Source organism: Bdellovibrio sp. HCB-110, from assembly GCF_047323225.1.
GTDB lineage: Bacteria > Bdellovibrionota > Bdellovibrionia > Bdellovibrionales > Bdellovibrionaceae > Bdellovibrio.
This window is the reverse complement of the sequence record NZ_CP178750.1, coordinates 1,501,931-1,526,799: the sequence shown is the minus strand read 5'-3', so window position 1 is coordinate 1,526,799 and position 24,869 is coordinate 1,501,931. Positions and strand designations below refer to the sequence as shown.

The window sequence follows — 24,869 nt, the reverse complement described above, 5'->3', positions numbered from 1 at the left end:
CCCTGGGGAAAAACTCAATTCAGAGCGTGGGAAGAGTTCGAACTGCAGGTCTTAAGAACCATGTTCTCAAGCCAGATGTGGCTAGACAATGGTGAGGACTTTAAAGCCTTGTCGGTCTCAGATAAAACCACAAGAGTCTGTTCCAATTTTTTAGCGGTCCAAAGTCGGGATTGGTCCAAGTAACTCTCTAAGAAATAAGGAGGAACTTGGGCATAGTGAGCCAGTTTCGCGCCATGCAACCCCTCCTCCACTCCTCTTTTAAGAGTGAGAAGAATGCGCACGTGACGAGCGACAAGAGAAATAATACCGATCTCGTTTTGGCCTTGATCGAGCAAATGAACCAAGTGCTCTAAAGCTTTCACACGATCGTTTTCACCGATGGCTTTTGTAAAATCAAAAACGTTTTCTTCTTTAGAGCGCGACACGGCTTGCGCCACATCGGCCATCTCAATACGGCGCTGACCGCCAACGAATTCACCTAGCTTCTTCAATTCGGATTCGATCTCTGTCAGATGATTGCCAACGAGCTTGTGAAGCAATTGAATCGCATCATTGCTGATCGTAAGACCCAAAGATTGCGCGATGTAATTGATCCAAGATGGAATCTGATTTTCGTAAGGCTTTTTAAATTCCACACAATCGGCTTTGTCTAAAAGCTGACGAATTTGTTTTTTTCTTTTATCTACGCGAGAAGCAAGAATCACAAAAACAGAACTGTCGACAGGGCTTTCGATCAAAGGCTCAAGCTCTGCCCACTCTTTGTCTGTTAATTCTTGAGCTTCCTTAAGAATGATCAAACGACGAGCCGCCATCATCGGCAGAGTTTCAACAGCATCACGCACGACATTCACGTCAGCATCACTGGCATAAAACAAACTGTAATTGAAATCCACCGCACCTTCAGTCAGGACGGCATATTTGAAGCGTTCAACGGATTGATTTAAAAGATAAGGCTCTTCACCGAAAAGAAAATACAGAGGCGCAAGCTGACCTTTTTCAAGATCTTTATAAAATTTCTGCGCGTCAATGAGTGCCATCTTGCTGCTTAATTCCTCTTAGAAGTTCTCGGTGATACGGTCATGTGCTTCCGTCATAATGTCGTTCGCCATGACGTCAATGTTCTGCCTCCGCGCAGAAAGATTGTAAAGAGGATTTACGGAGTTCACGCCTGCGAGCGTCACCTGAGGTGCTACATAAGTACGCTCCCCGCTAAACGACCCGCTCCATAACTCCGTTCCATCCGCTTGTCTTACAACTTTGACAGTGACTGTAAGAAGAATACGATACTCTGACGCAATGACGGTGCCCTTTGGTAAATAAAGTTCGCCCTCTTTTCGCGGCGAACTTGGCAAGTATTGAATGGTATCAATCTGACCGACCACAGCCACTTCAGATAAAGAATTGTCCACAACACGAGCAATGCGCGAGCGCTGGAATTCTTGGATCAAAGCATTTGTGAAAGCGACTTCAATCCCCGTTTCTTGAGTTTTATTTTTAAAAACCGGGACAGAGATCTGGCGATAGCCACCAGGAATGCTGCGAGTCGCTGCCCCCAAACGATATGCACAACCTGTGAGCAACGTAGAGAGAAAAAGAGACAGAATGAGTAGGCCTTTAAAGATTGCGTCCACGACCCCAGTTGAGTATAAAATTATTAAGAAGTCATCTCAAAAATGGCGGCTCACAAGGAAGAAAAATGACATCTCTCACTGACGAATACAGTTTATTGGCGCCGGGCCCCGTGAACCTTCATCCTGAGGTGCGCAAAGCTTTGGCACTTCCTATGATTCACCACCGCACACCTGAGTTTGATAAAATTCTGAAAAGAGTTTTAGAGGGAATCAAAACCGTTTTCCAAACCAAACAAGATGTCTATCTTTTGACGTCCACAGGTTCTGGCGGCATGGAGGCTCTTCTCGTCAACATCTTATCTCCAGGCGACAAAATCATTGCCATCGTTTCAGGCAAGTTTGGCGAACGTTGGGCGGAGATGGCAAAAACTTACGGCGCCCATGTTCTGATCATTGATGTCCCTTGGGGCGAGGCCGTCAAAGTTTCTGACGTCGAAGAACTCTTAAAGAAAAATCCTGACACTCGCGCCGTTCTTTGCCAAGCGTGCGAGACGAGCACGGCTGTGGCTCACCCTATTCAAGAGATCGCGGCATTAGTAAAAAATTACTCAGAGACTTTGTTTTTAGTCGATGCGATCACCGCACTAGGTGCGTATCAAATTCCAATGGATGCTTGGGGCATTGACGGCATTGTCGCGGGTTCACAAAAAGCATTTATGTTACCAACGGGAATGGCTTTCGTTTCTTACTCTGAAAAAGCCTGGAAATTTGTCGATAAAGCCCAATGCCCGCGTTTTTATTTTGATCTGCGTAAAGAGAAAAAAGCCAATATCGGCGGAGAAACTTTTTACTCTTCCAATGTCGCGATCCTTCGCGCTTTGGATGTCGTTCTAAATCTGATCCAGGCGCAAGGTTTAGAAAAACTTTTCCACGACATCCATCGCCGGGCTGAGTTCACTCGTCAGTTTGGTTTAAAATTGGGGTTCACTCTTTATGCAAAGGCTCCCAGTGATTCTGTGACCGCTTTGATTGTTCCTCCGCAAATGGACGGACAAAAGATTCGTCTGCACTTAGAGCAAGTTCACAACATCACAATCATGGGCGGACAAGATCAAGCCAAAGGTAAAATCATTCGCGTGGGACACATGGGTTACATTCAAGATAGCGAACAAGTTCGCTTGATTGAGTGCCTGGGTCACACACTTCGCCATTTTGATCCGGACTTTATGTCTTTAGAGCACGTTTCAAATATCACGCAAGAAGCTAAGAACTATTTGGAGCAAAATCCATGAAAAAGAAAATCTTAATCACGGATCGTTTTGCCCAAGACAGTTTTTTATATCTGCAACAGCACAGTCATTTTGAAGTCGTTCGAGCGGATCATCCTCACCATTTGCCTTTAGAACATTTGGTGAGCGCAAATGCTTTGATCATTCGCAGTCGCACAGCGATCAATGAAGAGCTTCTTAAAAAAGCCCGCCAATTGCAGCTGATTATCACGTGCACGAGTGGGTTTGATCATATTGATTTGGATGCGACTCAAAAGTGGGGCGTCACGGTGATGCACACACCGAGTGCGAACATCGAATCCGCAGCGCAACTCACTTGGGGTTTGGTTCTTAATTGTGTGAACAATATTTACCAAGCAAATAAAATGGTCAAAGCCGGCGAATGGAAGCGCGATCTGATTACAGGGATCGAACTTGCTGGTCGCAACTACGGTATCATTGGTTTGGGACGTATCGGAACGCGTGTCGCTGAAATTGCGCAAGCGTTTGGCATGAACATCGTAGCGTACGATCCTTATCAAGACGACGCGGTCTTTGAACGTCTTAAAATTCCTCGTTTGAGCTATGAGGAAGTCTTAAAGACAGCAGACATCGTGAGCTTTCACGTACCTAAGACTTTAGAAACAGAGCATATGCTCAACCGCTCGCAATTTGAATACATTCATCGCGGCATTACTTTGATTAACACCTCTCGCGGGTCTGTGATTAACGAAAATGATCTCTGCGAGGCCATCGAAAATGGCTGGCTGCGTTCCGTAGGCCTGGATGTTTTTGAAAAAGAACCTCTGCAAAGAAATTCAAAATTACTCACTTATCCAAATGTTGTTTTGACTCCCCATATTGGAGCAAATACTGAAGATGCCTTCTTTAAAGCGTCCCAGGTTGCAGCTAATAAGCTTATGGCATTTTTCGTGGACGGATCGACCTCTGACACCCTCCCCCCAAGAGCCCCTTGGTATGGAGCGGCTCCATTTAAAGGTGAATAAAACTTGCCTGAACATCCCTCTTGAGAGACATTTCTAGAGTCTTTTTTGAGGGGATTTTTCCATGGCAGGTATTGTTGTTGTCGGAGCCCAATGGGGCGATGAAGGTAAAGGTAAACTCATTGACGTCTTTGCTGAAAAAGCAGACATGGTTGTTCGCTACCAAGGCGGCGCCAACGCAGGCCACACACTGGTGGTCAACGGTCAGAAAACAGTTCTTCACTTAGTTCCCAGCGGAATCTTAAGACCAGAAACAACATGCGTGATTGCTCCGGGTGTTGTGGTTGATCTTTTCGCGATTCGCGATGAAATCAAAAAATTGAAAGACTCTGGCCTTTTGCAAAATCCAAAACAATTGATGATCGCAGATACAGCGACAATCATTCTTCCTTATCACAAAGCTTTGGATGCGGCTCGTGAAGCGGCATTGAGTGACGGCAAAATCGGAACAACAGGAAAAGGCATTGGCCCGGCTTACGAAGACCGCGCTTCTCGCCGCGCTGTTTTGTTCGGCGACATCTTTGATCGCGAAACTTTGAAATTGAAAATTGAACTCGCACTTCGCGAGAAAAACTTCATGCTTGAGAACTACTACAAAACTCAAGGCTTCAAACTTGAAGACATCATGAATGATCTTGCGAAAGTTGCTGATGAATTGGCTCCGTATCGCACGAAAGACGCTTCCTTGTTCATCTCTAAAAACTTGAAAGCCGGAAAAAGAGTTCTTTTCGAAGGCGCTCAAGGAACAATGCTGGATATCATGCACGGGACTTATCCGTTCGTAACAAGCTCTTCGACATTATCAGCTAATGCGTGTGCGAGTGCGGGCATTGGTCCGATGAACATTCAAAAAGTGATCGGCGTTTTCAAAGCCTACGCAACTCGCGTCGGTGGCGGTCCTTTCCCAACAGAATTGACGGATGAAGTTGGACAAAAAATCCAAGCTGACGGTCACGAGTTTGGTTCCACAACAGGCCGCGCTCGTCGTTGCGGTTGGTTGGATCTAGTGGCGCTTAAATACGCAATCCGCGTGAATGGTATTACGAATCTAGCGATGATGAAGTTGGACGTGTTGACAGGCCACGATCGTATTGGCGTGTGCACGGCTTACAAAATCAATGGCGAGATCGTGACGGAGCTTCCTACGTCTCCTTATGAGCTAGAAAAAGTAGAACCAGTGATCGAGTGGATTCCAGGCTGGAAAGAAGATTTGACGAAAGTGAAGACGCTTTCTGATTTACCGAGACCTACTACGAACTACATTGATTACTTGGGCTCTCAGTTGGGAACTCCGATTGATGTGATTTCTGTCGGACCTGGTCGTGAGCAGACTTTGTGGGTTAAACCTTTGTTTAATAACTAAGTTTTTCGAAAATTTTTTTCATAATAAAAAAGCCGAGTATTCAACTCGGCTTTTTTTTATTTTTTATCCAAGATAGTTGTTTTCCTCGTTGGCAAGCAACCACGTGCGAATCTCGTAAGTGCGTGCGCCCTCTTTAACGAAAGGATCTGATTCTGCCACTTCGGTCGCAGCTTCTTTTGTTGGAGCTTTTACGACAACCATTCCCGAGGGATGATCTGTAAAAGGACCGCAGAGAATGAGAACACCGCTCCTGTGGAGATGCCTTAAGTGAGCGATGTGGCGATTGATTAACTCTTGGCTTAGCTCATGATTTGGAACTTTGTTCAGCATGATCGCGTAGGTGTTCATTCGGCCTCCGATCATTAGAGGTATCTTTTTAGCCATGTAAAATAAAGGAGAATAAAAACTGGGTGTTCCGGGGGTCTCTGCTACAGAGATTGAGGCCAGGGAGCGCTTCCTACAAAAAAGGAAAATCAGTAAGTCCAGGTAAACGAAGGCCCCTGTCGCGAAACGTAAGTGAAGCAGAATAGTGAACGAAAAGTTGGCGTTCTCTGATCGAAAAGAACACCCATTCATAAAATTAAGACTTCCTAAGTTTCTATTGATGCTAGGATGGCACTTAAGGTTTCATCCGCAATTTTTACGGCTCTATGGGCAACTTCCATATTTAGCTCTTCAGTCGCAGCGTCAGGATATCGAAAGGCAATAGCGTAGGCGGTCAACCGTTGCGCCGGAAATAACTTCTCGGAAAGCTCGCCATTAATTTTTGAAACTAGCTTTAAGAGATCTTCAATATCGTGCGTATTAGGATAGCGACTTTTCGATTGAGTCAGATAAGCCTTGATGGCCTTTTCGGCGGCTTGCTGAGAAGCAAACACAACAAATTTTAGAAATTTATTTTCGTATTCAAGCAAAGCTTTTGCATCTCTTAGATCTTCTTGCGCAAGCACCAGCCATTTTTGAGTTGCTTTAGAAATCATCAAGAGGAACCTCGATGCCTAAAGTGAAAGCTAGCTCAGGAATAGAATTAAATTCATCCTTCCAATCTAAAAATTCTCTCTCAGCATAAACAAATGCTTCGACTGAAAACGGTCTGTTTTTATAAAGCTCGCTAGCCCGAATGAGATTCTCAAGACGACTTCGATCGACATCTTCTGTAACCACAACAAAATCGTAGTCGCTATCTTCCCTAGGCCGCCCGTAGGCTCTAGAGCCAAAAAGAAATAATCTTTTTGGGTTGAATTCTTCTTTCAGGCGTACAACGATTTCTTTGAGGGAGGGGTCACTCAAGATTTGTTTTACTTCTTCAGGGGATTTCTTAGTGGGCAAATCTACTTTTTCAATTTCCATCGACGCCCCCCCAATTTTATTTTTAGAGCTAAAGGATTACTATGCCTCAGAGTTACCGTGCTCTATATATAAAATAAACAAAATTCTCAGGCGTGAGAAAGCAAAAAAAACTACTTCGGCGAAGCCGAAGTGAATTATAACTTTTCAAAATCAGGTGAAGCGCAAGCAAAACAGGGGCGGTGAGAAAAGTTGGCGTTCCCAAGGGGATTTGAACCCCTGTATCCTCCGTGAAAGGGAGGTGTCCTAGGCCCCTAGACGATGGGAACGTGTAGAGAAAACAACGAACTAAAAAATGGTGGCTCGCGATGGATTCGAACCATCGACCCCTTCATTAAAAGTGAAGTGCTCTACCAGCTGAGCTAGCGAACCACTGTCCGTTTAGGAAGTGCTAATTTGTAGTAAGCGGGGGACAAAGTCAATACGATTTCTTGCAGTTTTTTAAAAAAAATTGAAGATTTTTTGTCGTATTTTGAAGCTTTGCTTAAGCTCTATGCAAAGCTTCTGAAAAACACTTAACTATGCTTAAAGATTGATCAAAAAGAGTTCCTCTTTGAGCACCGTTTCACCTAATTCCAATTATCAATCTTAATATCTTGAGGAGAAGGCTTCCCTTTTCCCGTCAAAACTAAATCGCGAAGACTCAGCATAAACACGGCCCACTTCATACTGCAATGAGCGGTAAACTCCACAACCTCTCTCCACTTGCGATGCCCAAAGAGAAGAATCACGTACTCCCCTTCTTGAGCAAGGTCGAAAGTGATCTCTGTCCCCATCCACTCTGTAGGTCCCTCTACACAGCGCCAGTGAATTTTCTTATTCGGTTCTGCCGCGATGACATTCATCACCATCTGCCCGATGACGTCGCCTTGGGCGGATCTAAATTTAAACGTGATATTGCCACCAACCTCGGCCTTTCCCGAAGTCTCCTGCGTCCACCAGCCAGCAAGTCCCTCGATTGTCGAAATCACCTTATAGACCTCAGTGATCGGCGCCTTGATTCCAATTCTATGTGTAATGTCTGCCATGTCCGCTCCTTAATAATGGATTTCCAAACTAAAAACAGTGATAGAACATTTCACTTGCATTTTGCAAGTGAAATAAGTGACCATTTAAATAATGCAAAAGAAGAAGAAAAAACTGCGTTCACACTGCCCCGTCAACTTTGGCCTGGAAGCCTTTGGAGACAAATGGGCCCTACTCATCCTGCGAGATATTATATTTAGAGGAAAGAAAACTTTCGGCGAGTTTCTAAAATCAGAAGAAAAGTTCGCTACCAATATTTTGACCTCACGTTTAGAGCATTTGGTAGAGGAAAGGATTTTGACAAAAGAACCCTTGGCCGAGGATTCCAGAAAAGATGCCTATCTATTAACAGAAAAAGGATTGGACCTTATCCCTGTCATTTTTGAGATCACTCTTTGGAGCTTCAAGTACGACAATAAATCTGAAGCGAAGAGAATACGGTCGCTGGTAGAGCTTATAAAATCTGACAATAGAGCCATTAGCAAAACGATCCGAGAAAAAGTGAAACGCGGCGAAGGCATTGTCATGGATTATGTTGAAAAGTGATTCTGAACCAATCTATTTGTGATATGTTATTTTGCAACCCTTACAAGGAAAGAAAAATGGGACTCAATCTCTCTACTCTTGGAAGCATCCACACTCTGATCAGCCTGATTGCAATTGCCAGCGGACTTGTTGATCTTTTCCGCTCAGGAAAAATCAATCCGACTTCTCAAATGGGTAAGCTTTATTTTCTGACGACAATCATCACGTGCTTCACGTCTTTCGGGCTTTCTAAATTGGGAGGCTTCAATCCGGGTCATGCCGTAGCCATCTTAGTTCTGGTTTGTCTTGTTGTCGGTTGGTTTACAGGGAAGAAACAAATCAAATTTGGAAAAGAGATTCAAACCCTCGCTCTTTCGTTTAGCTTTTTTCTTTCTTTAGTTCCGGCGACGATTGAAGTTCTCACTCGTCTACCCATTGGAGCGCCCTGGGCCACGGGACCGCAAGATCCTCTTGTTGGAGGAATTATTTCTTTTTGGTTTGTGCTGTTTCTAGGTGGATCATTCTTGCAGCTTAGAAAAATTCGAGTTCTGGCGAATTAAGAAAATAAAAAAGCCCGATACGTCGGGCTTTTTCATCTCTAAATATCTATTTCAACTAGTGGCCTACTTCCCCACCGTTCCCGGCACTCCATCAAACATCAATCCGATCGACAGATAAGATCCCGAAAGATCCAAAGTATCAATGCTCGCACTGGCAGAGCCCGAACGATCAAAGCCGTCGACTTTGTTCGATTCAAAACCGCCTTCAAAAACCAAGTACACTTGTTTGTAACCAATTGCCACAGAGGCACCAAAAGAAGTGTACGGAGTTGCCACCCAATCACCAGAGGCGCGACGAGTGAACTCACCGTCTTGGCTCGCCGTTTTTACTTTTAACGTCGTATTACTTCCACCCACGCCGGCAAAAATATCGAAATGAACGATGTCTGATTTCACAACAGGAACGCGTGCTAAAAGCAGCATCGAATCTTGATCTACTTTCGCACTGTAATCTGTGCTTCCGTTGTCGGGATTTTCTTCAACACTCGCCAGTCTTTTTGTATAGCGAAGACCGACATCCAAATAACGGTGCAAAGGATAAGTGATCTCAATCCCCAAACGATTGACACTGTCGAGTTTCTTTAAACCTTGCGCCTCAATGGTCTCATTCACGTTGGTGGGATCGATACTGTGCACACCCGCAAAAAGACGTCCCTGAACAGGAATCTCTTTAGCAAAGGCAAAACTGGAAGGGACAATAAGACAAAGAAAAGTAACCAGACCATGACGGCACTTCGACATACAGAATCTCCTTAGGGAAGCCCCATGGTAAGCACTCCTTAAGACGCCCTCAAGTCTAGGGAGTATGAGGATGTTCTGATCTCGACCAAGGTTTCACCACAGAAGAGAAAAGTTCAGATACGGAGGCTTGCGAGTCCCGAAAATTTCCAGACCGTCATTTGACAAAAGCACCCTTCTACAGAAGAAAGCGGGATATAATTTTATTCCCACTATGGAAGTAGGCATTTGCATGACGATTGCAAAAATATTGGTCTTATCCCTGAGCATCTTACTCGGGACTGCCCACGCAGCCGAGCTCAGAATAGTTTCTGCGGATTTTGATCCCTACTCCTATCAAACCTCCGGTGGAGGTTCAGGTGTCATGCATGAAATCGTTCAGAAACTGGCTGAACATGTGGGCCAATCTCCTGAGATTGAATTTTTACCGTGGGCCCGGGCTCAAACAGAAGCGCAAACAAAACCCTTGATTGGCATTATGCCTCTCGCTCGCGTACCGGAACGGGAAGAAAAATATACTTGGTTGCTGCATATCCTGGATGATCCCTACGTTTTGTTCGCCAAGAAAGACTCCAAGGTGGATATTTCGTCCCTTGAAGCCGCGAAGAATCTTCGCATCGGAACGTTCCGTGGTTCTCTTGCGGAAATATTACTTCCCAAAATGGGTTTTAATAATTTCAAATCCGTAAACACCGATGCTCAAAACGCCAGAATGCTCAAAGCGGATCGCATTGACGCCTGGGTGGCTCCCCTTAGCTTCAGAAATAAATACGGAAGCAAAGGTGGTCTTCCTGGAAACGAACTCAAAGTGGGCGCAACACTGATTATCCTTCACGAATACTTAGCGGCCTCTAAATCCGTAGATCCAGAGACCGTTCGTAAGTGGCAAAAGGCTTTCGAATCCATGAAGAGTGACGGCAGTTACAGAGCCATTATGAAAAAGTATGGCTTTGAACCGCTCAAATAGTGCTTCATGACGCATCTCAAAAACCAGTCCCACAAAGCCCCCGAAAGATTATAAAAAACATGCTTTCTTCCGGCATATTTCTTGGATATACAACCCACGCAGGTCGTTTTACCCGTGATTCAGTGTCGAGATGACACTAAAAAGAAAGAGCCGCAATGAGATCAAATAATTCAAATGGACCGCTAGGATATTTTTCATCACTCTTACTTTCCGCTTTATTGATCACGGGATGTACAGCGCAACAAACTCCTCAAGGGACCTTAACAGGCGCGGGATTCATGGATGGTCTTTATGTGACAAGACCTGAAATCGAAGAGCCGATGATTGCAATCTTGAAGTTGCAAAACCCAGCCCTTCTTGAAACTTCAAAAAGACAAAATGGTCAGCTTGTTATCGACAAAAGACTTTTGGCGGCGATTCAACAAGAGCAAGAAGCAACGATTGCTGAGCTTCAAAAAATCTCTCCAAAGATTCGCGTATTGATTCGCTACAAACTTGTTCTGAATGGTCTTGCGATCTGGGCGCCGGCTGATGCCTTTGAACAAATTAAATCTCTTCCTAACGTTGTGATGGGAGAAAAATCTGGAACTTTTGCGCGCCCTCAGGCTAAAGAAGCCGACACAAAAGGCCTTGTTGGAGCAAATACTTCTGTAAACTTCATTGGTTCTGAAGCCGCTTATGCGCAGAACATTCACGGTGAAGGTATGAAGGTCGGAATCATCGATACAGGTGTCGACTACACTCACAAAATGTTCTTAGGTGAAGGAACAGAAGAAGCCTACAAAAATAACGATCCGAAAAAAGCCAATGCGGGCTTCCCTAATAAAAAAGTTGTGGGCGGTATTGATATCGTTGGAACAGAATACAACTCTGGATCGCAAGACCTAGAAAAACGCATTCCTGTTCCTGATGCCAATCCTCTGGATGAAGGCGGTCACGGAACACACGTGGCAGGTTCTGTTGCGGGTATCGGTGACGGTATCAGCACTTATAGTGGTGTCGCTCCAGCCGCAGATCTTTACGCCATCAAAGTTTTCGGAGCAAAAGGTTCGACAAGTGATGAAGTTGTCATCGCAGCCCTTGAATACTCTATCGACCCTACTGGCGACTTAAGCTTTAAAGAACAATTGGACGTCGTGAATCTTTCTTTGGGAAGTGGTCACGGCAATCCCCATATTATGTACAATCACGCCATTCGCAATGTCGTGCGCGGTGGAACTATTGTTGTCGCAGCAGCCGGCAATAATGGAGACAAAAACTACATCGTAGGAGCGCCTGGCGTTTCTGACGATGCCATTTCTGTGGCTTCAAGCATCGACAATCAAAATCAAAACGTTCAATTCCCTGCGGTTCAATTTACATTCGCAAATGATACTCTGACTTCAGAAGCTATTGAAGGTGCGATTACAAAACCACTGGCCGATGTGACGGAGCTTAAGGGAGAGATCATTTATTTGGGCCTTGCAGATGCAGACTTTGAATCTCCGATTAAAGAACAAATCAAAGGCAAAGTGGCATTTATCGATCGCGGTAAAGTAGCTTTCTCTGACAAAATCAAAAGAGCCCAAGAAAACGGCGCTATCGGTGTGGTTGTTGCCAACAATGCTGACGGCGACGCCTTTGTTATGGGTGGAGATGGCGAGTTCACGATTCCAGGCGTGATGATTGCTAAAAAAGATGGCGATTTGATCAAAGAAAAATTGAAATCAGGTTCCGTTGTCGTGGATCTTAAACCTGCAACAAAAATCCAAAAACCTTGGTTGGCCGATACGATTTCTCCATTCTCTTCTCGCGGTCCTCGTTCTGAAGACGGCGTGATTAAACCCGAGATCTCAGCTCCGGGTTCTAACATTATTTCTGCCATGATGGGTGGCGGAGACAAAGGAGTTCTTAACTCTGGAACTTCAATGGCAAGTCCTCACGTTGCAGGTGTGATGGCTTTGTTGAAACAAAAACATAAAGATCTAAATCCTCATGAGTTGAAGTCCGTTCTTTTAGCTCATGGAAAAATCATCTCTGATGAGAAGAAAAATCAGTACACAGTGAGTCGTCAAGGTTCTGGTCGTGTGCAGGTGGCGGCTTCTTTGGAAGCTAAAGTCGTGACCTTGCCTTCGACTCTTTCCTTCGGCATTACTGACATTGAAAAACAAAAAACTTTAAGACAAGAAATTGTTCTTAAAAACATCAGTGCTGAAACTTTGACGTTGAAGCCTGAGTGGAAAGGTTCTCCGGGACTTAAGATTTCAGCTCAAGCTGTGACTTTGGCTCCTGGTGAATCTCAAAAAGTATTGATCACTGCAAAAGTGACAGCTTCTTTGATGAACAACCCTAACGATGAACTTGACGGCTACTTGACGTTCTCAACAGAAAAAGAAACTGTGGCCCACGTCCCTGCCCTTGTGGTGGCTCGTCAAATTTCCCAAATCAGTGCCAAGTCTTTGACTGTGCATGCAACTTCAGAGGCCGATGCCGCTGGAAGTGCCGCCGATCTTGTGATTAAAAATGCAGGAGTCAACAAAGGGACAGCTTACTTATTCAATCTTTTGGGTAAAGACGGTCGTAAAAAAGATGCGAAACCAGATCTGGCTCACAATAGAAACTGTGACATGCAATCTGCGGGTTACCGCATCGTGGAAAAAGAAGGTGCCAGCGTCTTGCAAGTGGCTGTGAAATTGTACGAAGGACAAACGACTTGGGACACTTGCGAAGTGAACGTGCAAATTGATGCCAATGGCGACGATAAAGCAGATCAAGAAATCGCGGGGCTTCCGGCTGAAAATCTTCCGGGTCTTACTGGCGATACTTTTGTAAGCCTTCTTTTGGATGGCGAAGCAGCTCGTGAGTTGCGCAAAAAATATGAAGCCGACTATGCGACTGATCCAGATAAAGCGAAAGAAGACTATACGGCGGCTGTGATCGATCAAAAAGGCATGGCGGTATTTGATAATTCGACTTTAGCAATTATTGAAGCTGACGTTTCAGCCCTTGCTTTGGCAGATACTGGCGAGCTGAACATCAAAGTTTCAACAACTCACCAAGACGCGGGAGCGATTGAATATGACGACTATCTTGACGGACAAGATGCTCGTTGGGAGAAAATCTCGGTAAATACAAATGCTCAAGCCTTCGCTCAAATTCCTGAAGAAATTGAGCTTGCAGGTCAAGAAACTGTGACTGTTCCTCTCCTTAAAGGGTACGGCGCAGGGGGTTTGATCCTCTACGCTCCTCAAAACAAATCTGTTCGCGACTCTGTTCTTGAAGACGCTCAGTCACAGATTGTTCCTGTGACCTTTGCGATGGAAGACTGATCGCGTTGTTAGAAGTCTGAGATGCCAAATCATAAGCTCCTTGATAAAAGGAGCTTATGCACATTCAAGACGTTATCGGCAACTACACGGCCTTTTTAGACAGCATTTTTTCCAATATTAAAACTGCGGGCCTTGATGTTTCAAATTTTGAAATGGATCACGCCTGTTATCGCGTCAGCTCCTTAGAACAATACGAAGTCAAAAAAGCTCAATTGCACACCTTCGGAAGTTTATTGACCGAAGCCGATGTGAATGGTCGCCCCATTGCGACTTTCAAACTTCACAAGCCTTTATTATACAAAAATCGTGAGCTTTACCTTATCGAGCTTCCCGCTCCTAAAAAAGGGAAGGATGTTCCTGAGGGACTTGAGCATGTGGAGTTTGTTGCGGGAGATCACCTCACCGACATCATGACTACCTATAAAAATCTTCCCTGGAACACCAGCGGAATGTCCAAGGCCAATAATCCTGAATTGGAATTAAAATTCGACGATGGCTTGGCTATTAAATTTCATCCTGAATCTTTAAACGAAGTTATCAGAAAAGAACTCGCACTGGAGCACTTATGACTTATCATGTTCATAGCGATAAACCTGTTTTCGATCTTGTTATTGGCGATAAAGCTTATTCCTCATGGTCTTTGCGTGCATGGCTTGTGGCTGTTCAATCAGGACTTCCGTTTCGCGAAATCAACGTGAAGTTGGATTCTCCCAAGACAGCCGCGCAAATTCTAAAGCACTCCCCTTCTGGAAAAGTTCCGGCACTTAAACATGGCAAGGTTATTATCTGGGATTCCTTGGCTATTGCAGAATATCTTCATGAGCTGTCTCCAGAGGCAAAGTTGTGGCCTGAAGATCCTGCGCTGAGGGCTTTGGCTCGCAGCTATGCCGCAGAAATGCATTCAGGCTTTGCAAGTCTTCGTTCGCAGTTGAGCATGGACATCCAATTGCAATCGAAAGCGCGCCATCTTTCTCCAGGAACTGTGGCAGATATCGAACGCATTCTTACGATGTGGAAGGCGGCTCTTGCTAAAAGTGAAGGTCCATATCTTTTCGGAGATTTTTGCATTGCGGATGCTTTCTTTGCTCCTGTGGTTTTCCGTTTTATTTCTTATGGCGTTCAGATCAAAGACAAGACAGTGCCTGCGTATATGAACAACATTCAAGAGCATCATGGGGTTCAATTCTGGGTGGAAGAAGCTCTCGCCGAGAAAAACCACAGTCCAGTTTTTAAATAAGTTAAATCGAAAAATACGATTTAATTCTTTTCCCCCGAAGAAAGAGCTAATCTCAAGAAATGACTTTAGACTCTTTCTTCGCTCAACATACAAAGCTCACGCGCTCTTTGAAAAAGTTCGTTCTTGATTATGAGAAGGAGCTTTCTTCTGACGTGTTTGAAGCCTTTCTTGAAAATTTAAGTGAAGAAATAAGACTGGCCTCTAGGGAACTTTTTAAAGTTCCTGCTGGTCCTTTGCGTGCTAAAAAACTTCATGAAATGGTTGAGGTAGAGATTGCTCAAGGAGCTAACATCGAAACCTCTTGCAAAAAAGGTTGCTCTACGTGCTGCCATATGGAAGTAGAGATCACGAGTTATGAATCTGAGATTTTAGAGAAGCTAGTGCGGGATGGACACATCATCGAAAGATCTCGATTGCAGAAGCAAAGTGAACGCTTCTTGCAGGATGCCATCTGGAGAGAGGGAGTCAGAAACTTGACGAACCGATGCGTTTTCTTAAACGATGAAGGCGCCTGCAGCATCTACGAAAACCGCCCGGTGATGTGCCGTCGTCATTCCGTCACCTCCCCTGCTAAAAATTGTGAGACACTGGATTCTAAAATTGTGATTCGCTATTTTCCGAAAGTGGATTTGTTAATCAGCGCCGCCAATGAAGATTCACAAATGCAAATAGGTCCGTTGGCAAAAATGTTGGAGATGAATCTTTCTAAAGAATCCCTTTAAGCTTTTTTAGGAAAAACTGCTTTTTCCAGTTTAGTTAGACGTTCTTCGACCGAAACATCACCTTCCATTGATTTTCTTAAAAACCAGTTTAGAAAAGTTTGATATCCTATCCCCTGTTTCTCAGCCTCTTCTTCCAACCAAAGCAAAACATCCGAATCAAGACGGATTGTTTTTAAAACTTTTACCTCTTTCACAGGTTTCGCTCTTTTAGCTTTTGAGAAATCATATTCTTTTTTCATAAAAACCTTTTAAGGCAATACTGTTTTTCTTCACTCTTTGTCGCCAGCCTAGCAGAAATAATTCGAATGCGTTCTGGGCTAAATTTCTCACAATAAACGACAACAAGAACTTTTAGCCGCTCAGACCGTCCTATTCTCACCCAACGGTCTTCATCAACTGAACTTTCAGCATCAAATACTTCTAAAGCATTGATATCCAAGAACACAGAAGCTGCTTCTGCAAAACGAACCCCATGCTTTTTGAGGTTCGTGGCTGCTTTTTCCTCATCCCACTCAAAATCCATCTTATCACCTATGTTTTACAATGTAAATACACTATAAATATAAAACCTAAGTGTTTAATTTAATTAGATTAATAAGGGACTGCAAAAGAAGGGCTGGTTTGCCTTGCAAACAAATAAAACACCGCAATACTCGTCGTCCGAGTGTCGACAAAAAATTAATTCAAAATTTTTTTAAGGGTTTCGCGATCTTCTGGATCGGGAATGAGCCATTCTGCGGGAAGATGTTCGACAACATACTTCCAAGAAGCTTGAACCATGGGCTTTGCTAGAGGTTTTCCGTGAAGGTCTTTTAGTAAATTCAAATGCCTTAGTAAGATTGTTCGCGTGGGTTTGTAAAAGCCTTCGCTGTCCGTTCCTGCGTTGGAAACAAGATCGGATTCTTCGACTTTCTTTATTAAATTTTGAAAAAAGGCTTCAAGACCCATGGGGTCTATTTCAACAAAACATTCTGTCTCGGCCCAGTAAAATCGTGGTCTTTCCGCCCTGAGTAATGCGATTTAGCATTAGATTGTATTTTAACGAGTGCCTGGTCTAGCTTCCCCTTCGCAAATAGAATCTGCGGCAGCAGGAGGACATTATGCAAAGAAAAGCCACGGCTATTTGGAGGGGAAATCTGCAAAAAGGAAAAGGCGAAGTCAGCACGGAAAGTGGAGCTCTTAAGAGCGTTCCCTATTCTTTTTCCACGCGCTTCGAAGAAACTCCGGGATCAAACCCCGAGGAATTGATTGGAGCGGCTCACGCCAGTTGCTTCACCATGGCCCTGTCCGGAGCGCTGGCGAAGAAGGGCTATATTGCCGACAGCCTCGAAACATCCGCAACGGTGACGCTGGAAAAACAAGGCGACGGGTTCGCTATCACCTCTTCAAAACTGAAACTCAGAGCGCTGGTCCCCGATATTGATGCAAAGACTTTTCAAAGTATCGCGGACGATGCCAAAGCGAACTGTCCCGTTTCAAAATTATTGAAAGCCAATATTTCTTTGGATGTGGATTTTCACTCACCTATGCATAGTACAAGTGCTTCGCATTGAGTGAAACCTTGTAGACACCGTCAGTCACAATCTTTAATTTACAAAGCCAAGGGTCTGTTTTCATAATGATGTATCAAAAAAGGACTTCATTATGAAAACAGCTTTGGCTCTTTTAAGTATTCCATTTCTTCTTACTTCTTGTGCGGTCACTGGAAAAAGTATTCGCGATGTTCCGATGATCAAATCGCAGAATATCCAAGTGTCTGCTCTTAGTGGACTTCCGAAAAGAAATGTTTCTTTGAGTGTGGTTGATGAAAGAGACGATAAAAATCAATCCGCAGAACTTCGTACAGAAATCACTCGTGCTGTGACTGAGGCTTTAGCCCGTGAAGGAACGACGGTCACAACTCCAGGAGCGAACTCTTTGGTTCTTACTATTCACAATACTGAAATGGGTAAATTCAAAGAAGGCTGTGTTAAAATCACAAGCAATCTCGTTATTCCGCAAAAAGCGAAACTGGGTGCCGAAGCTAGCAGTTGCTTTGAAACTAACAATCCTTTTGGTTCTAAAATGAGTGTCGATATCTCCAAAGCTTATGAAGAAGCTTTGAGCCTGATCTTTAAAAATTTAGATCAAGGCTTGGGTCAGCTGAATCTTAAAATGTAGATTAATTGTGCGTCGCAATTCAAAAAGGTACGGCGTACCTTAGCGATATGCGTTGCCGCGGCCGTTGTTCCAGAATTTGATTCCTGTTGGAGCATTGACGTCTTCAGCTCCTGATGGTGAGAACGTCAGTGTTCTTGCGTCTATATCGGAGTTATTAACTACGTCTGTTAAATATGTGGCAGAAATATCATTCCATACACAGCCTGCAATTTGGCTTCCGCCTCCAGGAGTAATCACAATATTGATATCTCCAGGAGATACTACCGAGGTTGGAACTTCAATAGCCGCTCCGCCATTACCGCCGTTGTAACCATTAACATCAGTAGTTTCTAGTCCCGCATCATTCAAATCTGAAAGTCCACCGGCACCACCACCGCCGCCGTAATGACCACCGCCGCCACCGCCAGCATAAGTTGTCGAACAAGCTCCAGCTCCACCGCCAAAACCCGCACCAAATCCACCACGACCAAACTTTGCACCTTCTCCAAAGTTATTGGCCAAAGCTCCTCCGATTTTACAACTACTTCCGCCTTGCCCCGCAGAACCATTCGTCTGCGGAACTCCACTGCCTGGCATATAGTTTCCTGCTGGTGTCGCTCCCGCTGCAACTCCTGTTGCGATCGCACCGCCGGCTCCACCAGCACTTGCACCTGTGGTTCCAGCAACTGCTGAAGAAATCGGTCCTTCACCGGCACCACCGGTACCGCCAGCACCCGCATCGAGATTGTCAGTACCGCCGCGACCACCACCGCCACCGCCGCCATAAATGACGCCGTTGTTGAGGATTGTTACGTTATTATAGAGACCTTCAACTTTCAGTGCCGTTCCACCATGTTGTCCCATTCGTAAAGCACCAGAAGCTCCGCTCGGAGCGAGGCCTCCAGCTCCGGAAGCTCCAATGATTTGACCGTTATTGATTAAACGCACTCTGGCACCAGTCGCTAAACCGCCCGTTCTCATCGCTGGCAAAGCAGGATCGTTACTAGATACTTTAACAGCTGCATTCACAGTCACAACAAAAGTACGAGTAGAACCCGCGACTGTTGCGTTGTACTGACTCGACGCCTGAGAATAAATATTATAATTGAGTGTATCTGCCGCAATAGGTGCTAAAACAACCGCATCTGTCATCGACACGTTTATTGTCGCAACAGCAGACTCATCGGTACCACCGCCGCTGTCTTTCACTTTCACTGTCACCACTGCCGAGGTATCAAGACCTGCTGTCGCTGTCAGATTCACAGTCAGATTTCCGTCACCCGTGCGGGTTTGCGCACAATCCACAGTCAATCTTGCTGTATTGGAATTCGTACAGATTAACTCCAATGTCTGCGCATTTTCATTTGCGGGACCAATATCTACCGTCAAAGAAAAATTCGATAGTGTTGTCCCTGTCGGATTCAAAAGAATTTCATGTGTCGTTGGAATCGCCGTAATCGTAGGAGCATCATTCACAGCATTAACAACAATCGCAATTTCTTGTTCAACAACGGAGTTGCCTGCGCCATTGCCATCATCGAATTGAATTTTTGCATAACAAGTTCCGTAGTAATCTGCGCTAGGCATAATGCTAACGGCCCCTGTTGCCGGATTAATCACAAAATCCGTGGCCGGAGTCACGACAACCGAAGCGTTATTACAAGCTGTCCCCGTAAGTCCCGTATATACTAAAGAATAAGTACCTTGCCCTTCATCCAAAGAAGCCACATTCGCATCAGAAAGAACTTCAACAAGAGAAGAAAAGCTTGAATCGTCCTCTGTCAAAACGGTCGGAGTTCCAATTGTCAATGTAGGCTCTGCATTGGCGACAGTCACAGTGATCGATTTCATATCCGTTGCAGATTGTGGATCTGTCGCACGAATCGCCAAAGTACAAGGTCCGAAATGAGTGTCATCCGGAGTTCCTTCAATCGTCACAGTTCTGCCGTCTCCCGACGGAGTCGCATTTAACCACGAACAAGTATCCGTTACATCTCGCGAGATACCAATATTCTCCGGATCAGGGTCCGTCACTGCAATAGTGCAATTATAAAGAACATCTTCCGTCGCTGCTGTTGAACATGGAGTCAGAGCTGCGGCAACAACAGGAGCGTCTTGCGTATTGTCTACTGTGATCGGAATCTCTGCATATCCCGTCGAAGGAACCGAGTCAGTCAAGCCAACACGAATATAACAAACACCTTGATAGTCAGCCGCAGGACGGAATGAAAACTCACCCGTTGTAGGATCAATCGTATAATTCGTCGCAGTTGGAGCCATCGCATGGTCTTCGCAGTGATCACCCATGGTTGTTGGAGTCGCCAGGGAATAAGTACTTCCACCACCCTCTTCAATAGAAGAAATGTTAGCACCAGGAATCACCACGGCCAAAGCAGCATCTTCGGTCACACTGTAAGGCCCACCTGTTACATTAATGATCGGTGCTGAGTTTTCAATAGAAATTGTCCAAGAAAAGCGCGCACTCTCTCCGGTGACATCGTCTTCGGCATAGGCATCAACTTGGCAGGCCGTTCCTACTTCTGCGGCTCCCGGAATTCCACTCACGACACCTGATGCCGCGTTAATAGAAAGCCAAGGTCCACAGCTTGTTGTGGGATCTAGTTTATAAGTCAAGGTCAAAGGACTTGGTAAATCCACATCTGTCGCGGCAATCGTACAGCTGTAGTTGTAGTTTTCACCGATGGTAGAAGGACAAGCCAAAGTCGTGATGACCGGCACGTCGTTCACAGGTTGCATGTCCAGTGTTACTGTTGCAACAGCTGATTCATTTCCAGCGCGGTCCACAACCTTGTAAGTGAATGAATCGTCCACGTCGTTGTCGACATCCGGCGTATAAATACAGGCAAGAACATTCGAACCATTCACACAGCCTGTAAGCGCACCTTTCGTAGGCGTCGTTATAAATTCAATGTGATATTGATCGTTTTCAGTAGGCGTATTGATTGTAAATGGAGTGATTGTATCTTCAGTGACAGAGATTGTTTGGTTGGCACCCGCAACAGGGACCTGATCATCGAGAAGAAAACTCCCTAAGTCGATTGTTTCAGAGGCTTCCTTGATCACACCAATCAGACGAACCTTGTAGGTTGCCGCCGTCATCGTGCTGATATTCCAATCGTACTCGCCGTCATTTACGAGTTGTGTTTCTACCGATGTCCAAGTAGCTCCGTCGTCGCTAGAGGTTTCCAAACGCAAGTAGTCTGGAGTGACACTGCCCCCGGAAGTTTTCCAGCGAATTTCGACGATATCAGAAGGCTTGTAGGCGGGCTTAAGCGCAGCAGAGCTCTCAAGCTTGGAGCTTAATACTTCCCAGCTAGCATTCATACAGCCAGTGAGCAGTCCCAAAGAAGTGATAAACAAAATAGTACGTACAAGCATCACATTGATACTTATCGGAATTTCACGAAAAAACTGGATTGTTTCTATATAAAAAAACTGTCATGATCGTCTCATCATGAGACTTTTGGCGCTAATTGGGACCGTCTTCCTCATTTCACTGAATACTCCGCGAACCTCCTTAGGACTTTCGTTGAGTGCTTCTCCACTCAGTGGCAAGAAAAACGAAAAATTTGAATTTAGTGAAAAACCTTTGGCGCACTCACAGATTATAAATGCCACGTTTACAGAAAGCTCCTTCGAGCTTAGCACTTGGTTTCAAATGTCGATGAAAAATACGCGTTGGGAAAATTCTCAACTCAACGGTGTCCAAATAGTTAAATCAGATCTTTCTGGCGTGCAGTTTGTGAAATCCGATCTTTCGGGAGTTAAATGCCGAAATTGTCTTCTTCAGAATGTCCGCTTTGAAGATTGTGATCTTGATGGCGTTCACTTTTTAGGAAGTACATTGAAGGACGTGCACTTTGTCCGCTCTGACCTTAGCCGTGTAGACTTCGTCTCTTCGCCGTGCTCCAAATGCAGCATGGATAGCGCCACCGCCAAAACTCTCCGACCAGGACAACTGGAAAAATGGCAAATCCCCGTAAAGGATTCTCCATGATTTCTTATTTCCAAAATCAGATTAAGGAGATTCTTTCCTCCAGGGCTTTACAAATATATGGCGGTCTTCTTGCTCTGACCCATGTTTTGAGCGCCTACTTTTGGATGGATAGATCCTTGGAGCTCGTGATCAAGGTCTCTGATATTTCAACTCCTTTATGCTGGCCCATGGCTCCATTTTGTAACTCTCTTCGCTTTACAAATACCATTGGAGCTGCGCATTTTTTGGAGCTGTACAGCCTACTCGGTATTTGCGGAGCCGCTCTTTTCTTTTTAGGAAAGATTCGCTGGGGCTACCTAGCTCTTATTTCTCTTTTACTTTTGAAAGTGTTCTTCACAAGCCTCTCTTATGGATTGATGGGAAACTATCACTACATGAGCTTCTTTGTGCAGATCGCCTTCCTCTTTTTCCCTCATAAAAAGACCCTGATTCCATTTTTTGTCGGCATTTTTTATTGGGGTGCAGGAATTCTTAAATTTGACCCTGAATGGCTTTCAGGGGTTGCACTCATCACTCCGAGTTTTCTGCCAGCTCCTTTACAACACGCAAGTCTTATCTACGCCGTCATCTTAGAATGTATTCTTGTTTTTGGTCTTTTTAGTCATAACAAATGGATTCGCGCAGGGACGCTTATCCAATTTATCTTATTTCACATCTTTTCTTGGCACATCGTCGGTTACTTTTATCCACTGACCATGTTTTTGGTCTTGGGGCTTTTTCTGCTTATTCCTTTTTATAAAGAAGACTGGGAAGCTCTTATCGACAAGTCTCTTTGGAACAAGACAAGCACTGTTGTGATGTGCACGCTGCTCATCTTGCTGCAAATCGTGCCGACTTTTATCGCTAAAGATCCTGCGACAAGTGGCGCACCTCGCATTCTTTCCTTAAATATGCTCGACGCAAAAATCGAATGCGAAACGCTTTTAATTCGCCACCAATCCAGTGCAGAAGAAACTTACGATCCTTTTGTCAAAGCGCCTTCAACCCGTACCCAGTGTGATCCGCTTGTTTTCCTTTCCCAAATCGAAAACGTCTGTAAAAACAAACAAGAGAAATTCGACTTCTGGTTGCAATCGCGCCGAACGACATCCGACAGATTCCACACGCGCCTTTTCATAGAGGATATTTGCTCGAAGAGCCCTGCCCGACTTTTATGGGCGGAGGTTTTATGAATAAAAAGATTCTTTTGGGAATATACTCCTTGGTCGTCATTGGTTTTTTGATTAGAGCCGAGATTAAAACTCTTCCTCTTTTAGAAAAAGATCTGCATTTTGAAAAACTAAAAATACCCGTTGAGGGAGCAACTCTTCGCTACAAGCTCAGCGAAGAAAGCACCAAGACGGTTTTGTCCACCTATCGTGGAGGACCCGAGAGATTAGGACACGTTCTGATTTCCGACAAAAGCCATTTCTCTCCGTTTCAACTCAAATGGAAAGTGGCTCGGCTTAACAATGGAATTCATCGCGCCAGCAAAAGTTCTCCCGCTGCGGATGACACTGGATTCTATGTTGCGGATGATACAGGTTACCTAAGGGCCTACGATTGGGACGGACGTTTGCGATGGCAATTTTATAATGGCACAAGCTCGCGCGGATTTCACTCCACTCCTTTAACAGACAACGACAGTGTTTATATTGGCGACTATGCGGGATATCTTTACAGTCTGAATAAAAATACAGGAGCTATTCGGTGGGCTACAAAGGCTGGCGTGACTCTGGGCTCTTCGCCTCTTATGTATGACGGAAAACTTTTTGTCGGCGTTGAACTTGCCGATCCTGATGGTTTTTTACTCTCTATCGACGCGGAAAATGGTGATTGGCTTTGGACGTCTCCTTTGATCGGCAATCACCCTCACTCTTCGCCTGTTTTGGATCTTACGCACGGTAAAATTTTGATGGGTTCGAACACAGGAGAAATGAAAGCTTACGACCTAAAAACTGGAGAGCATCTTTGGTCTTTTGCAACGAAGGATGACATTAAATGCAGCGCCCTTGTCTATAAAGGGACGGCTTACTTTGTTTCGTGGGATGGCTTTTTTTATGCCATCAACAGCGACTCGGGTGTTCTTCGCTGGAAAACAGCTCTGGATGATGGAGGAATGAGTTGTCCTTCCTTAAGTTCGGACGGAAAGCGTATCGCGATTACTGGATATAAAAAGAACTTTGTTCTAAGTTCCGAAACGGGAAAAATTCTGTGGTCCTCAGATATTCTCAATCGTGAGGCCAGAGCCCAGTCAAGTCCTCTGGTCTTGGGATATTCGCAACAAGATGCCGTCGTCTTCTTGTGTGAAGACCAGGCTGTTTGCGTGCACGATATGAACTCAGGCGAGGTCTTGCAGAAAATAAAAATGGAGAGCACATTCTCAGGCTCTCCAGTCTATTATAAAGGTCATTTTCTTTTAGCGACTTCCGGAAAAGATGGATTGCTGGTTTTTACTCAGTAACCGATCCCACAGGCCCTAAGCGCAACTGATATCCATTCTTCTGCACAATAACTTTATCATATTGAGTACCGACAGAGGCCGTCATGCGCCACCCTTTCGGATCAGAGGCTTCATGAACGTCACCACCTGAACTTCCGATTGTCGTTGCTTCTTTGACAGGAGCATCGAAGACAACATCCTTCTCAGGATGGAAGTCCGCTGTATTTTCTAAACGAACCGTTTTAATACCTGAATCTGTCGAGCGCAGTGAACACACTGAGACCCCGAAGTTATCACTCGCCGTGCAAGAACCTTTGATAACGCCAGTACCATTGGTAATACTGTATTCAGGAACATAGCCTGCAACAACAGTGTTGTCTGAATTCATAAGACGAACTACGATTTGCAAAATCGTTTGACCATCGGCGATCCCGTGAGAACCAACAAGAATTTCCGTATTTAAAAAGTCAGACTTTTCCGGGTCAGTGACAACACCCGCAACAGGACGCTTCGGGAGTTCAATTCCCGGTGGAAGTTTTGGACTGGAAAGACCTGCGAGATTCTCAAGGCTTGCCTCAAGACCACAGCCAGTCAGAGCGCTTGTCGATATAAGCAGTGCCAAGACGTACCGATTCATGACTGCCTCCATTACCA

General features: G+C 44.9%; 27 protein-coding genes and 2 tRNA genes. 15 read left to right on the top strand and 14 right to left on the bottom strand.

What is annotated here, in order from left to right; translation table 11 throughout:
- Positions 1–14: 14 nt before the first annotated feature.
- Complete coding sequence (holA, locus tag ACL934_RS07320; protein ID WP_374079372.1) at positions 15–1,037, bottom strand: DNA polymerase III subunit delta; 1,023 nt, start codon at positions 1,035–1,037, stop codon at positions 15–17.
- Positions 1,038–1,055: 18 nt separating this feature from the next.
- Positions 1,056–1,631 carry an LptE family protein gene (locus ACL934_RS07315; RefSeq protein ID WP_374079369.1) on the bottom strand — a complete coding sequence of 192 codons (576 nt, stop codon included), beginning with the start codon at positions 1,629–1,631 and terminating at the stop codon, positions 1,056–1,058.
- Between the two features lie 65 nt (positions 1,632–1,696).
- On the opposite strand from ACL934_RS07315, the gene ACL934_RS07310 reads away from it, so the two are divergent.
- The 3 genes from ACL934_RS07310 to ACL934_RS07300 all read left to right on the top strand — a co-directional run bounded on the left by ACL934_RS07310 (position 1,697) and on the right by ACL934_RS07300 (position 5,206).
- Positions 1,697–2,863 (top strand): pyridoxal-phosphate-dependent aminotransferase family protein, encoded by a 1,167-nt coding sequence (locus ACL934_RS07310; protein WP_374079366.1) that lies wholly within the window; start codon positions 1,697–1,699, stop codon positions 2,861–2,863.
- Positions 2,860–3,846 (top strand): D-2-hydroxyacid dehydrogenase, encoded by a 987-nt coding sequence (locus ACL934_RS07305; RefSeq protein WP_374079363.1) that lies wholly within the window; start codon positions 2,860–2,862, stop codon positions 3,844–3,846. Before ACL934_RS07310 ends, ACL934_RS07305 begins: the two co-directional genes overlap by 4 nt.
- Positions 3,847–3,907: 61 nt before the next feature.
- Positions 3,908–5,206: an adenylosuccinate synthase gene (locus tag ACL934_RS07300; protein ID WP_374079361.1), complete on the top strand. Its 1,299-nt coding sequence runs from the start codon at positions 3,908–3,910 to the stop codon at positions 5,204–5,206.
- Between the two features lie 63 nt (positions 5,207–5,269).
- Here the strand turns inward: ACL934_RS07300 and ACL934_RS07295 are convergent, their stop codons facing one another.
- From ACL934_RS07295 to ACL934_RS07270, 6 genes are all read right to left on the bottom strand, one after another.
- Entirely contained in the window at positions 5,270–5,554 is a 285-nt protein-coding gene (locus ACL934_RS07295) for a YciI family protein (protein ID WP_374079359.1), read from the bottom strand.
- Positions 5,555–5,796: 242 nt separating this feature from the next.
- On the bottom strand, positions 5,797–6,186 hold the full coding sequence (locus ACL934_RS07290) for a HEPN domain-containing protein (protein ID WP_374079357.1): 390 nt from the start codon (positions 6,184–6,186) through the stop codon (positions 5,797–5,799).
- On the bottom strand, positions 6,176–6,556 hold the full coding sequence (locus ACL934_RS07285) for a nucleotidyltransferase domain-containing protein (protein ID WP_374079355.1): 381 nt from the start codon (positions 6,554–6,556) through the stop codon (positions 6,176–6,178). The genes ACL934_RS07290 and ACL934_RS07285 overlap by 11 nt, the downstream gene beginning before the upstream one ends.
- 190 nt (positions 6,557–6,746) lie before the next feature.
- Positions 6,747–6,822: transfer RNA gene (locus ACL934_RS07280), tRNA-Glu, on the bottom strand.
- A 27-nt stretch (positions 6,823–6,849) separates the two neighbouring features.
- Positions 6,850–6,925 (bottom strand) — tRNA-Lys (locus tag ACL934_RS07275).
- A 197-nt stretch (positions 6,926–7,122) separates the two neighbouring features.
- A complete protein-coding gene (locus ACL934_RS07270) occupies positions 7,123–7,581 on the bottom strand; it encodes an SRPBCC family protein (RefSeq protein ID WP_374079353.1) in 459 nt (152 codons plus the stop codon).
- A 91-nt stretch (positions 7,582–7,672) separates the two neighbouring features.
- Between ACL934_RS07270 and ACL934_RS07265 the strand changes: the two genes are divergently transcribed.
- Together ACL934_RS07265 and ACL934_RS07260 are read left to right on the top strand one after the other, a co-directional pair.
- Positions 7,673–8,125 carry a winged helix-turn-helix transcriptional regulator gene (locus ACL934_RS07265; RefSeq protein WP_374079351.1) on the top strand — a complete coding sequence of 151 codons (453 nt, stop codon included), beginning with the start codon at positions 7,673–7,675 and terminating at the stop codon, positions 8,123–8,125.
- A 56-nt stretch (positions 8,126–8,181) separates the two neighbouring features.
- The gene (locus ACL934_RS07260; protein ID WP_374079349.1) at positions 8,182–8,664 is read left to right on the top strand and encodes a hypothetical protein; all 483 of its coding nucleotides are present in this window, start codon (positions 8,182–8,184) and stop codon (positions 8,662–8,664) included.
- A 63-nt stretch (positions 8,665–8,727) separates the two neighbouring features.
- Here ACL934_RS07260 and ACL934_RS07255 read toward each other — a convergent pair whose 3' ends face one another.
- Positions 8,728–9,405 carry a hypothetical protein gene (locus tag ACL934_RS07255; protein WP_374079346.1) on the bottom strand — a complete coding sequence of 226 codons (678 nt, stop codon included), beginning with the start codon at positions 9,403–9,405 and terminating at the stop codon, positions 8,728–8,730.
- Positions 9,406–9,634: 229 nt separating this feature from the next.
- On the opposite strand from ACL934_RS07255, the gene ACL934_RS07250 reads away from it, so the two are divergent.
- The 5 genes from ACL934_RS07250 (at position 9,635) to ACL934_RS07230 (ending at position 15,636) form a co-directional block, all read left to right on the top strand.
- The gene (locus tag ACL934_RS07250) at positions 9,635–10,369 is read left to right on the top strand and encodes a substrate-binding periplasmic protein (protein WP_374079343.1); all 735 of its coding nucleotides are present in this window, start codon (positions 9,635–9,637) and stop codon (positions 10,367–10,369) included.
- Between the two features lie 155 nt (positions 10,370–10,524).
- Complete coding sequence (locus ACL934_RS07245; protein WP_374079341.1) at positions 10,525–13,677, top strand: S8 family serine peptidase; 3,153 nt, start codon at positions 10,525–10,527, stop codon at positions 13,675–13,677.
- A 56-nt stretch (positions 13,678–13,733) separates the two neighbouring features.
- On the top strand, positions 13,734–14,246 hold the full coding sequence (locus ACL934_RS07240; protein ID WP_374079338.1) for a VOC family protein: 513 nt from the start codon (positions 13,734–13,736) through the stop codon (positions 14,244–14,246).
- Entirely contained in the window at positions 14,243–14,914 is a 672-nt protein-coding gene (locus ACL934_RS07235; RefSeq protein WP_374079336.1) for a glutathione S-transferase family protein, read from the top strand. The genes ACL934_RS07240 and ACL934_RS07235 overlap by 4 nt, the downstream gene beginning before the upstream one ends.
- A 59-nt stretch (positions 14,915–14,973) precedes the next feature.
- The gene (locus ACL934_RS07230; protein WP_374079334.1) at positions 14,974–15,636 is read left to right on the top strand and encodes a YkgJ family cysteine cluster protein; all 663 of its coding nucleotides are present in this window, start codon (positions 14,974–14,976) and stop codon (positions 15,634–15,636) included.
- On the opposite strand, the gene ACL934_RS07225 is transcribed toward ACL934_RS07230, so the two are convergent.
- The 3 genes from ACL934_RS07225 to ACL934_RS07215 all read right to left on the bottom strand — a co-directional run bounded on the left by ACL934_RS07225 (position 15,633) and on the right by ACL934_RS07215 (position 16,584).
- The gene (locus ACL934_RS07225) at positions 15,633–15,875 is read right to left on the bottom strand and encodes a BrnA antitoxin family protein (protein WP_374079331.1); all 243 of its coding nucleotides are present in this window, start codon (positions 15,873–15,875) and stop codon (positions 15,633–15,635) included. The two genes, ACL934_RS07230 and ACL934_RS07225, sit on opposite strands and share 4 nt — an antisense overlap.
- Complete coding sequence (locus tag ACL934_RS07220) at positions 15,872–16,159, bottom strand: BrnT family toxin (protein WP_374079328.1); 288 nt, start codon at positions 16,157–16,159, stop codon at positions 15,872–15,874. The genes ACL934_RS07225 and ACL934_RS07220 overlap by 4 nt, the downstream gene beginning before the upstream one ends.
- A gap of 155 nt (positions 16,160–16,314) precedes the next feature.
- Entirely contained in the window at positions 16,315–16,584 is a 270-nt protein-coding gene (locus ACL934_RS07215; protein WP_374079326.1) for a hypothetical protein, read from the bottom strand.
- Positions 16,585–16,736: 152 nt separating this feature from the next.
- Between ACL934_RS07215 and ACL934_RS07210 the strand changes: the two genes are divergently transcribed.
- Together ACL934_RS07210 and ACL934_RS07205 are read left to right on the top strand one after the other, a co-directional pair.
- A complete protein-coding gene (locus ACL934_RS07210; protein ID WP_374079323.1) occupies positions 16,737–17,189 on the top strand; it encodes an OsmC family protein in 453 nt (150 codons plus the stop codon).
- Positions 17,190–17,280: 91 nt separating this feature from the next.
- Positions 17,281–17,796: a hypothetical protein gene (locus ACL934_RS07205; protein ID WP_374079321.1), complete on the top strand. Its 516-nt coding sequence runs from the start codon at positions 17,281–17,283 to the stop codon at positions 17,794–17,796.
- Between the two features lie 39 nt (positions 17,797–17,835).
- Here the strand turns inward: ACL934_RS07205 and ACL934_RS07200 are convergent, their stop codons facing one another.
- Entirely contained in the window at positions 17,836–21,174 is a 3,339-nt protein-coding gene (locus ACL934_RS07200) for an Ig-like domain-containing protein (protein WP_374080450.1), read from the bottom strand.
- A 151-nt stretch (positions 21,175–21,325) separates the two neighbouring features.
- On the opposite strand from ACL934_RS07200, the gene ACL934_RS07195 reads away from it, so the two are divergent.
- The 3 genes from ACL934_RS07195 to ACL934_RS07185 are packed head-to-tail and all read left to right on the top strand — an operon-like array spanning position 21,326 to position 24,236.
- Positions 21,326–21,793: a pentapeptide repeat-containing protein gene (locus ACL934_RS07195; RefSeq protein WP_413613271.1), complete on the top strand. Its 468-nt coding sequence runs from the start codon at positions 21,326–21,328 to the stop codon at positions 21,791–21,793.
- Positions 21,790–22,965: a hypothetical protein gene (locus tag ACL934_RS07190; RefSeq protein ID WP_374079317.1), complete on the top strand. Its 1,176-nt coding sequence runs from the start codon at positions 21,790–21,792 to the stop codon at positions 22,963–22,965. Before ACL934_RS07195 ends, ACL934_RS07190 begins: the two co-directional genes overlap by 4 nt.
- Entirely contained in the window at positions 22,962–24,236 is a 1,275-nt protein-coding gene (locus ACL934_RS07185) for a PQQ-binding-like beta-propeller repeat protein (protein ID WP_374079314.1), read from the top strand. Before ACL934_RS07190 ends, ACL934_RS07185 begins: the two co-directional genes overlap by 4 nt.
- On the opposite strand, the gene ACL934_RS07180 is transcribed toward ACL934_RS07185, so the two are convergent.
- On the bottom strand, positions 24,226–24,852 hold the full coding sequence (locus ACL934_RS07180) for a hypothetical protein (RefSeq protein ID WP_374079312.1): 627 nt from the start codon (positions 24,850–24,852) through the stop codon (positions 24,226–24,228). The genes ACL934_RS07185 and ACL934_RS07180 overlap by 11 nt on opposite strands.
- Between the last annotated feature and the right edge of the window lie 17 nt (positions 24,853–24,869).